The 13,494-nt window shown below is 72.3% G+C and carries 12 protein-coding genes and 3 pseudogenes; 6 read left to right on the top strand and 9 right to left on the bottom strand.

The genetic code is table 11. The features are described 5' to 3' along the window. Positions 1–42: 42 nt before the first annotated feature. Positions 43–252: pseudogene (locus tag ACSU6L_RS20995) on the top strand (cyclase family protein); the annotation flags it as partial. Positions 253–624: 372 nt separating this feature from the next. Here ACSU6L_RS20995 and ACSU6L_RS20990 read toward each other — a convergent pair. Both ACSU6L_RS20990 and ACSU6L_RS20985 read right to left on the bottom strand, forming a co-directional pair. After that, the gene (locus tag ACSU6L_RS20990; protein WP_437058961.1) at positions 625–1,098 is read right to left on the bottom strand and encodes an ATP-binding protein; all 474 of its coding nucleotides are present in this window, start codon (positions 1,096–1,098) and stop codon (positions 625–627) included. A 436-nt stretch (positions 1,099–1,534) separates the two neighbouring features. Next, positions 1,535–1,708, bottom strand: a pseudogene (locus ACSU6L_RS20985) (acyl-CoA dehydrogenase); the annotation flags it as partial. Here ACSU6L_RS20985 and ACSU6L_RS20980 point away from each other — a divergent pair. Then, positions 1,652–1,972: pseudogene (locus tag ACSU6L_RS20980) on the top strand (AMP-binding enzyme); the annotation flags it as partial. The pseudogenes ACSU6L_RS20985 and ACSU6L_RS20980 sit on opposite strands and share 57 nt — an antisense overlap. Here the strand turns inward: ACSU6L_RS20980 and ACSU6L_RS20975 are convergent. After that, positions 1,951–2,463 (bottom strand): EF-hand domain-containing protein, encoded by a 513-nt coding sequence (locus tag ACSU6L_RS20975; protein WP_437058959.1) that lies wholly within the window; start codon positions 2,461–2,463, stop codon positions 1,951–1,953. The pseudogene ACSU6L_RS20980 and the gene ACSU6L_RS20975 sit on opposite strands and share 22 nt — an antisense overlap. A 136-nt stretch (positions 2,464–2,599) precedes the next feature. Continuing rightward, positions 2,600–2,980, bottom strand: coding sequence for an STAS domain-containing protein (locus tag ACSU6L_RS20970; protein WP_437058957.1), 381 nt, complete (start codon positions 2,978–2,980; stop codon positions 2,600–2,602). Between the two features lie 366 nt (positions 2,981–3,346). Between ACSU6L_RS20970 and ACSU6L_RS20965 the strand changes: the two genes are divergently transcribed. Further along, a complete protein-coding gene (locus ACSU6L_RS20965) occupies positions 3,347–3,925 on the top strand; it encodes a sigma-70 family RNA polymerase sigma factor (RefSeq protein ID WP_437058955.1) in 579 nt (192 codons plus the stop codon). Continuing rightward, positions 3,922–5,289, top strand: coding sequence for a zf-HC2 domain-containing protein (locus ACSU6L_RS20960; RefSeq protein ID WP_437058953.1), 1,368 nt, complete (start codon positions 3,922–3,924; stop codon positions 5,287–5,289). The genes ACSU6L_RS20965 and ACSU6L_RS20960 overlap by 4 nt, the downstream gene beginning before the upstream one ends. Before the next feature lie 53 nt (positions 5,290–5,342). Here ACSU6L_RS20960 and purU read toward each other — a convergent pair whose 3' ends face one another. Both purU and ACSU6L_RS20950 read right to left on the bottom strand, forming a co-directional pair. Further along, positions 5,343–6,224 (bottom strand): formyltetrahydrofolate deformylase, encoded by an 882-nt coding sequence (purU, locus tag ACSU6L_RS20955; RefSeq protein ID WP_437058951.1) that lies wholly within the window; start codon positions 6,222–6,224, stop codon positions 5,343–5,345. 81 nt (positions 6,225–6,305) lie between these two features. Then, a complete protein-coding gene (locus ACSU6L_RS20950; protein WP_437058949.1) occupies positions 6,306–6,752 on the bottom strand; it encodes an SCO4402 family protein in 447 nt (148 codons plus the stop codon). 180 nt (positions 6,753–6,932) lie between these two features. On the opposite strand from ACSU6L_RS20950, the gene ACSU6L_RS20945 reads away from it, so the two are divergent. Then, positions 6,933–8,243 carry an ABC transporter substrate-binding protein gene (locus ACSU6L_RS20945; protein ID WP_437058947.1) on the top strand — a complete coding sequence of 437 codons (1,311 nt, stop codon included), beginning with the start codon at positions 6,933–6,935 and terminating at the stop codon, positions 8,241–8,243. Positions 8,244–8,257: 14 nt separating this feature from the next. On the opposite strand, the gene ACSU6L_RS20940 is transcribed toward ACSU6L_RS20945, so the two are convergent. Beyond that, entirely contained in the window at positions 8,258–9,850 is a 1,593-nt protein-coding gene (locus ACSU6L_RS20940; RefSeq protein WP_437058945.1) for a hypothetical protein, read from the bottom strand. A 199-nt stretch (positions 9,851–10,049) separates the two neighbouring features. Then, positions 10,050–11,435: a transcriptional regulator gene (locus tag ACSU6L_RS20935; protein WP_437058943.1), complete on the bottom strand. Its 1,386-nt coding sequence runs from the start codon at positions 11,433–11,435 to the stop codon at positions 10,050–10,052. A 346-nt stretch (positions 11,436–11,781) separates the two neighbouring features. Between ACSU6L_RS20935 and ACSU6L_RS20930 the strand changes: the two genes are divergently transcribed. Next, positions 11,782–12,435, top strand: a complete 654-nt coding sequence (locus ACSU6L_RS20930; protein WP_437058941.1) for a bifunctional DNA primase/polymerase — start codon at positions 11,782–11,784, stop codon at positions 12,433–12,435. Between the two features lie 90 nt (positions 12,436–12,525). Here the strand turns inward: ACSU6L_RS20930 and ACSU6L_RS20925 are convergent, their stop codons facing one another. After that, on the bottom strand, positions 12,526–13,392 hold the full coding sequence (locus tag ACSU6L_RS20925; protein WP_073941567.1) for an alpha/beta fold hydrolase: 867 nt from the start codon (positions 13,390–13,392) through the stop codon (positions 12,526–12,528). Positions 13,393–13,494 lie beyond the last annotated feature (102 nt).

Genomic DNA, 13,494 nt, shown 5'->3' with positions numbered 1-13,494 from the left:
TCGGCACCCTCAACCTGATCACCGACGACGTCGTCCGCGCGGTTCTTCCCGCCGGAGGTGGACGACCTCTGGCTGCCCGTCCACGCCCTGGATCTGGTGGAGATGGGGATGCCGCAGGCGCAGAACCGGAATCTCGAAGAGTTGTCCACAGCCTGTGGAGAAACGGGCCGCTACTCGTTCCTGCTCTCGGCGACACCCGAGCCGTTCGCCGGCGCGACGGGGAGCCCGGTCGCACCGGTCGCGATTCTCTGAAGAGGGCCGCTCCCCCAGGGAGTCCGGTTGGCGGCGCGAGGTCGCCCGCCCCGAGCACGGCACCGCGCGCCGCCATCCGGCCCGGCGCACCCACCCCTGGTTCCTCGTGGCCCTGAGAGAACCGACGCCGGTTCACGACCCACACTCGCCGAGGACTCCCGTCACCGAAGCCCTCGTCGTCCCCTCGCGGCGAATCGCTGACCACAAGCGTGATCAAACGGACACGCGGCGTCAACACCCGTCCGGGGATTTATCACTTAAGGTCCGTTTTTCCGGAGGCGCGCACGGAAGCACATCCGGGCGCATCACCCCGCCCCACGGCACCGTCCACCCGATCACGTGCACCCGTGCCCCCGCCCGACCGGCTCCGCGTCAGACGGCTTCGTACGCCAGCCCCTTGCACCCTTCGTACGCCGCGGCGCCGCCGCCGTAGGCCATCGCCCCCGCGCGCGAGGCGGCATGGCGGTCGACTTCGCACCAGATGCGCTTGCCGGCGTCCTCCCGCTGCCAGCCCCAGCGGTCGGCGAGGCCGTCGACGAGCGCGAGGCCCCGGCCGCCGGTCTCGTCGCCGTCGGCCCAGCGGGGCACCGGCGCGCGGGTGCTGCCGTCGGCGACCTCCAGGCGGACGGTCGCCGACTCGGCGGCGGGGGCCTGGGGCAGGCTGAGGCACAGCACGGCGGGGCGGCCGGTGTGCACGACGGCGTTGGTGACGAGTTCGGACACGAGCAGGATCACCGTCTCGGCGAGCGGTTCGTCGGCCGCTATCGCGGACCCGGCGAGCCGCGCCCGTGCCCACCTCCGCGCCCGCCCCACTTCAGCGGGGTCGGGCCGGATCTCCAATTGCACTTGAAGCACCTGCACCGCTCACACCATCCGAACCGATGGACACCGAGGCTCGCGCCTCACGAGGGCCACGATCGTAGCCATTTTCTGCATGACCAGAACAACGACCAGAGCAAGGGTCACGGAATGTGAATCCCTTGCAGCACAGCTTCGTTGACACACCGTCACCCCAACAAGCGCTTCGGGCATATTCCCGCGCGAAGGAGTACCCGTGCGGCATACTGTGCGACCCTCGCCGCAGCGAGTCGAACAGCCGGAATGCGGCGCGTCCCCCACAAGGTACCGGAGGCGAACGCACGCTCCGGGACGTGGCGGGTCACACGCGGAACACCGCACAATGTGACGCTCCGTGACAACCCTGTGCCACGATCCGCGACATTGGCCAGAACCGGACTCCCCGCTTCTCCACAGTTCTCACGACACCCCAGCCCAGCGCCGCTCAGCCCGCCTCCGTCAGCAGCCCCGCCGCGAGCAGTTCCTCACTCTCCGTGCCGCCACCTCCACGCTGAGCGCGCACCCAGGCCCGCTTCAGATGCAGATGAACCTCCGCCTCCCAGGTGAATCCCATTCCGCCGTGGACTTGCAGACGGTCGCGGGCGCCGCGCACCGCGGCCGGCATCCGGACATCGCCGACGTGGCGGTGATCGGCCTGACGGACGCGGACCGCGGGGAGCTGGTGTGCGCGGTGGCCGAACAGCCGCCGGGCGCCCGGGAGCTGACCCTGGACGCGCTCACGTCCCACCTCCGCGCGGAGGGGCTGTCCGTCCACAAGCTGCCGGAGCGACTGGAGGTGGTGGACGCCCTCCCGCGCGGGGAGACGTTGCGGAAGGTGCTCAAGTACAAGCTGCGGGAGCGCTATTCGGGGACGGTGAAGTAACGCGCGAAGGCGGGCACGATCTCCGCCTCGCCGACCTTGCCGTCGCCGTCGCCGTCCAGCGCGGCGGCGGCCGCGCGGGCGACGTCCTCGGGCACGCCCAGCGCGGTCAGCACCCGCGCGGTGTCCTCGACGGTCGCCGCGCCGTCGCCGTCCGTGTCGGCGACGTCGATGGCGGCGTGCAGGAACGGCCGGGCGATCTCGGCGAACCGGTCCGGGTTGTCCCGCAGCCGCTTCACGGCACCGGTGACGAACTCCTCCCGGGTGATGCGCTGATCACCGTCCCGGTCCGCGATTCCCGCCATGCCCTGCCAGAACGCCTCGGCGCCGCCGTACAGGGCCTGTCCCTTGTCCGACCGCGCCGCGACGTCGAACTCCGCGAGCAGCGCCTTGGCCGCTCCGCTGAAGTCCTCGCGGTCGATGTAGCCGTTGCCGTCCTGGTCGAACGTGGCGAACCTGGCCGCGATCCTGCGCTCGTTCTCGCTGCTGACCATGTCTTCTCGGGCCGCCTTACCTCACGTGGGGGTGCGTCTCGCACGGAGCGTACGACGGCGGGGGCGGTCGAGGAGCGGGAAAACGACGGTTGTGCCAAGACCGGGGGAATTTCGGGACAACGATGTGGCGGAGGCCTCAGGCCGACAGCGGGCGGGAGTCCTCCTCGACGGCGGAGGCGAGGTCGGGGTGGACGTCGAACAGGCGGCGGACGCCCAGCGCGCCCAGGACCCGGTTGACGTGGGAGCCGTCGACCGCGCCCTCCGCGGGGAGTATGAGGCGCAGCCGGCCCTGGCAGGAGCGCAGCAGACGGCGTGCGGCGATGAGCACGCCGACCCCGCTGGAGTCGCAGAAGAACACCTCGGAGAGGTCCAGTACGAGGCTGTGGCGGCCCTCGGCCACCACGTCGTGCACCCGTTGCCGGAGCACCGGCGACGTCACCAGGTCCAGCTCGCCCGACACATGGAGCACGGCCCACTCGCCCCGCTCGCCACCGGTCACATTGAACGCCACCACCATGCCCTTCGTTCGCCGGAACTTCCCTCGAACCGCCCCCTGGAAACGGAAGCAGTCCCTACGCTTCCTTTCAGCGCGGCTGCCCACCGGCCGTTCCCTGAAACACCGCACCGGAAACGGATGGCGATCGGAAAGGGCTTGTTTTAGTCCACTTCGATCCTGTTCGATCAGATCACAGACACGTCTGTGTACAGAATGGTCGGGTAACCGCCATAAAAAGAAGGGCCGTTATCACCCGCGGCCCGTCGGGGGCGCACTTTGCCACAAAGGGGCGTGCGTTGTCAGACGTGCCGACTACATTCGGGACAACGGTGGACGCACGCTGAAGTCACGACCGGACACAGCGCCGACACAGGGGGAGGGGGCCCTATGCCGAAGAAGGACGCACCACCCCGCTGGGACCGCAGGATGCAGCAGCGCCTCGCCCGCGGCGAGGCCGCCGCCCTCGGCGAGCTCTACGACCGTTTCGCCACCCTCGTCCACGGCCTCGCCCACCGCGTCCTCGGCGACGAACACGCCGCCGACGGCATCACCCGCGAGGTCTTCGCGCACGTCTGGCAGCAACCCGAGAGCTACGACCCCAAAGAGGGCCCGCTGCGCTCCTGGGTGGCGAGCCTCACCCACCGACTCGCCGTGCAGCGCCTGCGCGCCACCGAGACCGCCGCCCTCGAAGGCGGCCACGGCACCTCCGAGGAACTCGAGCACAAGGTCCGCCACGCCTCCGTGGCCGCCCGCGCCGACTTCATCGTCCAGTCCATGCCGGCCCCGCTGCGCGCCGCCCTGGAACTGGCCTACTTCCAGCGCCGCGACTACCGCCAGACCGCGATCGACCTCGGCGTCACCGAGGACGAGGCCCGCCGCCGCCTCCGCCTCGGCCTCCAGCTCCTGTCCACGGCCCACGACGCCGGCACGCCCGGAGCACCGCCCGGATACGGAGGTGCGGTGTGACCGAGCCAGGACCGTTCGGCGAACACGACGACCCCGACGACCCCCGTGACCACCATGACCCTGACGGCGACGAGGAGCAGCGGAGCCAGGACGGCGGCACCCACGATGACCGGACGCACACCCCCGCCCCGGGCACCCCGCGGCAGCCGCCGCGGATACCGCCGCCCCGCGCCTCCGTCGAGGACGGCGGCCTTCCCCTGCCCGCCCTCGACGAACTGCGCGCGGCCATGACGCCCACCCCCGCGCCGCTCCGGCTGGCGCACCCCGTCCTGAAGTCCCTGCTGGGCGCCTGGGCGATGTCCGCGTGCTCGCCGGAGGAGACCGCGGCCGTCGAGGAGCACCTCGGCGACTGCGGCAACTGCGCGGACGAGGCACGGCGGCTGCGCGAGGCGGTCGGGCTGCTGCATCCACCCGAGAGCCTCGACCTCGACCCGTCGCTGCGCACCCGGGTCCTGGAGACCTGCCTGGACCGCCGGCCGCCGCGCATCCCCGTGCCCGCCTGGGCCGCCGCGTACGACGCCGAGACCGCGCGCCTCGACGCGCTGCTCCAGGACTTCGGGGACTCCGAGTGGCACGCGCCGGTCCGGCTGCGCTGGTACGACGGCAAGGAGGCGACGAGCCGGCGGACGACCGTCGCCGGGGTCATCGCCCATCTCCTCGCCGTCGACGGACTGGTCGCGCGCGCCCTCGGACTGGACGACCCGCTGGGCGACACCGAGGCGGAGCGGCCCACTCCGGCGGGGCGCACGGAGGCGTACTGGCGGGCGTCGCACTTCCCGCCGACCCGGTCCGTCCGCGGGCCCTGGCGGGAGCAGAGCCACGGCATCGTGCGGACGGTGGCCTTCACCGGCAGCGGCGCCGGGCGGGTGTCGGTGCCGTACGGCGACTTCGACCTGCCGCTGCACGCCGCGATGGTCGACCGGGCGTTCGAGTGCTGGGTGCACGCGGAGGACATCGCGGACGCGGTGGACTACCCGTACGAACCGCCGTCCGGGCGCCACCTCAACCGCATGATCGGCCTCGCCGCGCGCGTGCTGCCGCAGGTGCTGGCCGACCGCCGCCGCGCGGGACTCGCGGCGCCCGCGCGGCCGGGCCGCCACCTCGTCACGGCCGGGAAACCCGGCCGCACCCTGCGCCTGGAGATCGAGGGATCCGGCGGCGGCGAGTGGCTGATCCCCCTCGACTCCCCGGCGGCGGCGCCCTCCACCGACCTGGAGGTGGCCCATGTCGCCCTGGACGGCGTGGAGTTCTGCAGACTGGCGGCAGGCCACGTCTCCCCCGACGAGGCGGCGGCCGGCCAGGACGGCGACCGCGAGGCCATCAAGGACGTACTGTTCGCGGCGGCGAGCCTGAGCCGGATGTAGGAGCGCGAGGCCTCAGCCTCAGGACTCAGGCCGCACGCGTCAGGCCTCAGTTCTCAGGCGAAGACGACCGTCCGCCGCCCGTTCAGCAGAATCCTGCGCTCCGCATGCCACTTCACCGCGCGGGCCAGCGCCTGGCACTCCACGTCACGGCCGATGGCGACCAGCTGGTCCGGCGTGACGTCGTGTCCGACGCGCTCGACCTCCTGCTCGATGATCGGCCCCTCGTCGAGATCCGCCGTCACATAGTGCGCGGTCGCACCGATCAGCTTCACACCGCGCGCGTGCGCCTGGTGGTAGGGCTTGGCGCCCTTGAAGCTCGGGAGGAAGGAGTGGTGGATGTTGATGATCCGCCCGCTGAGCTGCTTGCACAGGTCGTCGGAGAGGACCTGCATGTAGCGGGCCAGCACGACCAGCTCCACGCCCGCCTCGCGGACGATCTCCAGCAGCCGCGCCTCGGCCTCCGCCTTGGTCTCCTTCGTCACCGGGATGTGGTGGAACGGAATGTCGTACGACCCCACCAGCTCCGCGAAGTCGGTGTGGTTCGACACCACCGCCGCGATCTCCACCGGCAGCGCACCGATCCGCGCCCGGAACAGCAGGTCGTTCAGGCAGTGCCCGAACTTGCTGACCATGAGCACGACCCGCATCTTCTCCTCGGCCCGGTGGATCTGCCAGTCCATGTGGAAGGAGTCACCGATCGCCGCGAAGCTCGCCCGCAGCTTCTCCACCGTCACCGGCGACTCCGCCGAGAAGTGGACCCGCATGAAGAACAGACCGGTGTCGTGGTCACCGAACTGCTGACTGTCCTCGATGTTGCAGCCGGTCATGAACAGGTAGCTCGACACGGCGTGCACGATGCCCTGCTTGTCCGGGCAGGAGAGAGTGAGGACGTACTGGTCGGCTCGGGCCGCGGCTCCGGTGGACTGCTCATTCATGCAGGACAGGGTCCCACAACGACCTCGAGTCCCGGCAACCGTCCCGCTAGACGGACCGCCGTACGCACGCCGACCAGGCCGCTAGGCGGACCGCGTCATGATGCGCAGCACCTCGAGCGTGCGCGGTGCCGCCTCCGGGTCGTCCCCGTCGCTGGCCGCCATCCGCACATGCGCGTCCCGCGCCGCCCGCACCGCCTCCGGCCAGCCGGGGTTGTCGAGGTACGACGACACCGGCGCGTCCGGGCCCACCTGGTGCATGATCCGCAGCACCCGGAGCACCGCGGTGTCGACCAGCGCGGCCTCCTGTGAGTCACGGAAGATCGTGCCGACGTACTTCTCGGCGGACCAGTGGTCCAGCCAGGTGTCCTCGACCAGGCGGTACACGGCGTCGGTCACGTCTCCGTACCCTTCGACACCCGCCAGCCAGACGTCCCGCTGGAACACCGGGTCGGAGAGCATGTGCAGCGCCGAGCGCACGTTGCTGCGCCAGCGCCACCACGGCATGTCGTTCAGAGGCATGCCCCCCATCGTGGATGAGCGACGGCCGCGACGGGAAGAGTTCACCGAACCTTGGACACCTTGCACGGTCATCGATCGTACGTTCCCCCCAGCGGGGCGCTCACCGGCCCCCGTAATTCACCTGTACGTCACCCGTCGTTGACCGACGGTCACTCCCAGGTTAGCGATGTGACGGAATCGTGCGGACCCATGACCGGCAGGCGACCCACCCGCAGCACATTCCTCCCCGACATCAGCCGATCCGCCAGAGCGGGCGTCCGCGCGGTCACCGCCATGGTGGCGTGCGCCTCGCTCGCCGCCGGGTGTGGTGTCGTCCCCGGCATCACGGGGACTTCCGGGGACGACACCATCACCGTCATGACCTGGGCACCGTCGGACACGAACGCGACCAACAAGCCCGGCATGCCCGCCCTCGCCCTCGCCTACGCCCGCCACGTCAACGCCCAGGGCGGCATCGACGGCCGCAAGCTGCGGGTGCTGATCTGCAACGACCACAACGACAGCGTGGACGCCGCGAAGTGCGCCCGGCGCGCGGTCAAGGAGAACGTCGTCGCGGTCGTCGGCTCCTACAGCCAGCACGCCGACTCCTTCTTCCCGGTCCTGGAGGGCGCCGGAATCCCCTACATAGGCGGCTACGGCATCACGAGCAACGAGTTCACCAGCCCGCTGTCCTACCCGGTCAACGGCGGCCAGCCCACCCTGCTGGCCGGACTCGGCAAGGAGCTGTCCGCCGGCTGCGGCCCGGTCACCCTGGTCCGGCCCGACACCATCGCGGGCGACGCGCTGCCCGGGCTGATCGACTCCGGACTTGAGGCCGGCGGCCACGCGCCCGCGACCGATCTGCGCGCCGCCGAGGACGCCACCGAGTTCACCGCCCAGGCGGAGGGGGCGCTGCGGCGGGCGACCTCCGACTCGTCTGAGGAGGGCTGCGTGGTGCCCGCGCTCGGCGACCGCACCAGCACCTTCATGGACTCCTTCCGGCGCGCCCGGGAGAACTACCCCGAGGTACGCACCGGCACCGTGCTGGGCAGCGTCGACCAGACCGTCATCGACGCCTCCGGCGGCCCCTCCGGACCGTACGAGGGGGCGTACGTCACCGGCTGGTACCCGGTGGAGACCGACAAGCGCTGGGACGAGATGAAGCGGGTCGTCCGCGAGCAGGCCTTCTCCGACACCCGGATCGACCCCGCGGACGCCGGAGTCCAGACCACCTGGATCGCGTACACCGTCTTCCAGGCGGTCGTCGACGGGCTGGGCAGCGACGAGGAGGTGACGTCGACCACGGTCCGCCAGGCCCTGGACGACGGCGTCGAGGTCGGCACCGGCGGACTCACCCCGACCCTGCGCTGGAGGTTCCAGGACCGGCTCGCCTCGGTCGGCCTCCCGCGCCTGGTCAACACGAACGTCACCCTCCAGGTCGTCCGCGACGGCCGGCTGGTCGCGGCCCGCAAGGGCTTCATCGACGTGACGCGGACACTGGAGGGCTCAGAGACCGGCTGACCCGGCCCCGCCGCTCACAGCTGGGTGGGCTCCCGCTCGGTCAGGCCGTACGTCTTCGCGATCGCGTTCCACAGCTTGGCGGCCTCCGCCTTCTGCGTGGTGGCGGTGCCGCTCTCCCGGTTGCCGGCCTGGGTCTGGCCGGTGCCGCGGGCCTGCCCCTTCTTGCAGAGCTTGCCCTTCTGCCCGGCGACCTGGTCGGCCCAGGCCGCGTAGTGGTTGTCGGCGGACGCGGACGCCTTCCAGGCCTTCGTCAGCGCGGTGGTCAGCTCCGCGTTGTTCGGCAGCTTGTCGACGGACAGCGCGGACAGCTGGGTGACCAGCGCGTTGCGCTGCTTCGCCGCGTCCCGCAGGTCCTCGGCCGCCTGAGCGAGGTTGCTGCAGGACTTCACGTCGTTCACCGCGTTGATCACCGTGGTACGGCTGTCACCGCTGTCGGCGAGCAGCTTGTCCAGCTCGATCGCCTGCTGCTCGGCCGGGTCGGCGGACGGCGACGGGGAGGCGGACGCGGACTCGCCCGCGGGGGCCGTTGCGGAGACGGTCTCGGGCGACTCCTCGCCGCCACCGCCGCCGGCGAGCAGCGCGCCCGCGCCGATCCCGATCACCGCGATACCGATGCCGCACGCCGCGATCACCGGCACCCGGGAGCCGGTACGGCCCCCGCGGCCCCGGCCCGCGCGGGGTTCGTCGTACGACGGCGCGGACGTCTGCGCGTCCTGGACGCGGGGCAGCTGCTGGGTGCCCTCGGCGCCCTGGGCGCGGAACAGGTTGTCGAACTCGGCGGGCGTCTGCCGCCCCGCCCCCGCCACGGGCGGGATGTACTGGGTGGCCTCGGCGTCGGGCCCGGGCTGCGGGACCGCTCCCGGTGCGCCGCCCTGGTTGGCGCGGCCCAGATAGTGCGTGGTCTCGGCGGGCCGCTCGGGGCCGGGCCCGGCGGGCATCTCGGGCGGCAGCGCGCCCGGCGTCACCGGCGGCAGGTACTGCGTCGCCCCCTCGTCGGCGGACGCGGCGGCGGGCCGTACGGGCGGCAGGTACTGGGTCGCGTTGTCGACGGCGGGGGCGCCCCCGGGCGTCCCGGGCGCGGGACCGGAGCCGACCGGCGGTATGTAGTGCGTCGGGTTGTCGCCGGCGGCGGGCGGCAGCGGCGCGCCGGCTGCGGCGGGTGCCGCGTACGGCCCCTGAGCACCGCCCGGCGCCGGATGGGACGGGGCGTCGCCCTGCGTCGGATACCCCGGAGCGCCGTACGCCCCCCCGGCACCGCCGTACGACGGTCCCGGCGCCCCCTCGGGCGGCAGCGGACCGGCACCCGCGCCCTGCTGCGGCTGCTGCTGGGCCTGGGGCGCGGCATAGCCGCCCTGCTGGGCGGCCCACGCCTGGTCCGGCGCCGACTGCCAGTTCTGCGGCGGAGTGCTCTGCTGCTGACCGGGCCCCCAGGGCTGTCCCCAGGCCTGCCCGCCCGGCGGCGCCTGGGCCGGAAGCGGGCCGTCGGCGGGGCGGCCGGGGCCGGGCTGCGCACCCGGCAGCACGGGCTCGCCACCGTCGGAGGGCAGCACGATGCCTTCGTGCGCGGGTCGCGCCGAGGGCTCCTCGCCCTGTCCACTCTGCGTCACCGGGACTCCTACGAATGGGGGACCTTCGGAATCGTCGGCTCACGCTACCGGGTCCCCCGAGCCAGGTGCCACGCAGCACAGGGCAACACCTCCTGCCCTGTGACGGCGGTAACAAAACCACCGCGGCCCGCTGTTTATGTCACCTCCTGCCCCTCAACCGGCTGTTTCCCCCGGATTCACGGCGCCGCACGGTCGCCGTTCACGCGGCGTGCTGAAGGTCCAGCCGCGCCCCGAACTCCCTTACCACCGACTCGTCCCGGAACGGCTCCAGCCGCTGCTGGAGGTCCTCCAGATACTCGGCGCCCCGGTTGGAGCGCAGGCCCTCCAGGAGTTCCACGGCCTTCAGCCCCGTGTGACAGGCCTGTTCGATCTCGCGCTGCTGCACCTGCGCCGTGGCGAGCAGCACATAGCCGATCGCGCGCCGCCGGGCCCGCGACGCGGGGTGCCCGTCCAGGGACTGCTGCGCACACCGCGCGGCGGCCTCCGCCTGCCCCAGGTCACGGTGGCAGTGGGCGAGTTCGTCGGCGAGGTAGGCCTCGTCGAAGTGGGCGATCCACGCGGGGTCGTCCCCGGCGTCCGGGTCGACCCGCTCCAGGGCGCTCACGGCCTGCCCGGCCGCCTCCTGGGCGGCGCGCGCGTCTCCCAGGAGGGCGTGACCGCGCGCTTCCGCCGCGTGGAACATGGCCTCCGCGCGCGGGGTCACGCGCCCCCGCGCCCCCTCCTGCGCCGCCCGCGCCAACTGGGCGATCTCACGCGGGTTCCCGAGCTGGGCGGCGAGGTGGCTCATGGACGCGGCGAGGACGTAACCGCCGTAGCCGCGGTCGCCGGCCGCCTGGGCCAGACGGAGCGCCTGGATGTAGTAGCGCTGGGCGAGGCCCGGCTGGCCGGTGTCGACCGCCATGTACCCGGCCAGCTCGGTCAACCGGGCGACGGCGGCGAACAGTTCGCGGCCGACGGCCTCCCGGTAGGAGCCGGCGAGCAGGCCCGAGACCACGCTGTTGAGGTAGTGCACGACGACCGGGCGGACGTGCCCGCTGCCGTACTGGTGGTCCAGGTCGACCAGCGCCTGGGTCATCGACCGCACGGCGGCCACGTCGGACTGGCCCACGCGGGGGCCCGCCGCGCGGGCCACCTGCGCGTCGGGCGCCGAGATCAGCCAGTCCCGGCTCGGCTCGACCAGCGCCGAGGCGGCGACGGACGAACCGGACAGGAAGTCGCGGCGCCCGACGTCGCTGCGCCACAGCTCGCAGACCTGCTCGATGGCTCCCAGTACCGTCGGCGAGAACTGGAGGCCGACGCCCGACGCGAGGTTCTTGCCGTTGGCCATGCCGATCTCGTCGATCGTGACCGTACGGCCGAGTTTGCGGCCCAGCGCCTCGGCGATGATCGCCGGTGCCCGTCCGCGCGGCTGCTGTCCGCGCAGCCAACGGGCCACGGACGTCTTGTCGTAGCGCAGGTCGAGACCGTGCTCGGCGCCGCACATGTTGACGCGGCGGGCGAGCCCGGCGTTCGAGCAACCCGCTTCCTGGATGAGCGCCTGCAGCCGTTCGTTCGGCTGCCGCGCGACGAGGGGCCTTGCGGCCATGGCGTTAACCCCCTGTGGCTGCGGTGCCTGCCCGTGCACCGAGTTGTCGTTTCTTCCCCGGCCGCACCCCGTCGCCGGTGGCGAGGAATCCGGTCGTGAAGATCAATGCCCCGTGCTCATACCGAAAATGCGGACATGCCACGGAATTGCGAGGCATGCGCGGATTGCCGGGGTAAGGCGGAGCCCGTACCCACCCGTCCCCCTCTCCTGGCTACCCAGGTGCCGCCACGGATCCTCCCGCGCGCCCCCACCCGTGCACCCATGCGCCCCGGACGCCGAATCGATGCTCCTCCCCGGCGCGCGCAGGTGGCCGTAACCCGAGGTGGACGCGGGAGTTGAGTTCCACGTGGAAGAGACGATCCCGGCCACCGAAGCCGCACAGATTCCGAAGCAGCGCGGGGAATCGCTGCTGGAGACCGCCGTTCGCTACGCCGAGGAGCGCCACTGGGACGTGTTCCCGGGCACCTGGCTGGAGGCGGTCGACGGAAACCAGCGGTGCTCCTGCGGCAACGCGCTGTGCGAGGAGCCTGGCGCGCACCCCGCACGCGCCGACTGGGCGACGCAGGCGACGGGCAGCGCGACCGTCGCCCGCCGGATGTGGCAGAAGCAGCCGAACGCGTCGATCCTGCTGCCGACGGGGCGTACGTTCGACGCGATCTCCGTGCCGGAGACGGCCGGCTTCCTGGCGCTGGCGCGGATGGAGCGGATGGAACTGACCCTGGGGCCGGTGACGTTGACGCCGGCGCGGCGGATGCAGTTCTTCGTCCTTCCCGGTGCGGCGGCGAAGGTGCCGGATCTGGTGCGGAAGCTGGGGTGGTCGCTGTCGTCGCTGGACCTGGTGGCGCTGGGGGAGGGCAGTTACGTCGCCGCTCCTCCCACGCGGTACGGGTCGCGGGGGGCCGTGCAGTGGGCGTGCCGCCCCACACCGGCGAACCGATGGCTGCCGGACGCGGAGGAGTTGATCTCGCCGCTGGCCTACGCGTGCGGCAGGGACCGATAGGGGTTCGCCCCGGGACGGGGTGGGCCTCGCAGTGCGCCCTCGGAGGTGCCTCAAGCCTTGCCGAGGTGCCTCAGGCCTTGCCGAGGTGCCTCAGGCCGTGAGAACCCCGTCCAGGAACGGCTCGATCGCCGAGCGCCAGGCCTCCGGCTGGTCGTAGTGGACGAGGTGGCCGGCGTCGGCGACCTCCGCGTACTCGCCGTGGGGCAGCACGCGGACCATCTCCTGCGCCTCGGCCCGGCCCAGCTGCCCGTCGAGGCCGCGCACGACCAGGGCGGGGCACCGCACCTGCGCCAGCTCCTCCCAGTGGGCGTCGTAGACCCACGTCTCGCGGGACTTCAGCATCTGCTCGGGCTCGAAGACGGGCCGCCAGCCGTCCGGGGACTCGGTCATCACCTCGGCGTAGAACTCGCCGCGCGCCGGGTTCGGCCGCTCCACCCAGGGGTCGTCCTCACCGAACCACTTGCGTACGTCGGCCAGGGTGGCGAAGGGGACCGGCCACGCCTTGAACCAGTCGGCCCACTCGCGCTGTGACGCGGCACCGAGCGCGGACGCCCGCATATCACAGATGATCAACCCGCGTACGAGGTCGGGGCGTTTGGCGGCGAGCTGCCAGGCGGTCAGCGCGCCCATCGCGTGGCCGACCACGACGGCGGGGCCGAGGCCGAGCTGTTCCAGGGCGCACTCGGCGTCGTCGACGTAGGCCTCGCGGGTGTAAGCGGCGCGCGGGGGCTTCTCGCTCTGTCCGTGGCCGCGCTGGTCGAGTGCGACGGCGCGATGCCGCGCGGAGAGCCAGCGGGCGGTGGACGCCCAGTGGGAGGCGCGGCCCATGAGGCCGTGGAGTAACAGCACGCCGGGGGAGGTGTGGGCCGGGTCGGAGTCGGTCTTCGGCGGGTCGCCGAACTCCCAGGCCGCAAGACGTACACCGCCCACACCGGTCACGTCGATGCGTCGCGCCATGGTCGGGCACCCCCCAAGCTTCGCTCGTACCGCCTGCTGTTCGTGGTGCTCAGGTACTGCTGTGCTGTCCGCCCCGCAGACTATCGAAAGCCCATTCGAAGA

Origin of the sequence: Streptomyces sp. enrichment culture (assembly GCF_964272855.1) — a bacterium.
In the GTDB taxonomy this organism is placed as follows: domain Bacteria; phylum Actinomycetota; class Actinomycetes; order Streptomycetales; family Streptomycetaceae; genus Streptomyces.
Note: the sequence above shows the minus strand (reverse complement) of the source record. Positions and strands in the feature narration are given on the sequence as shown.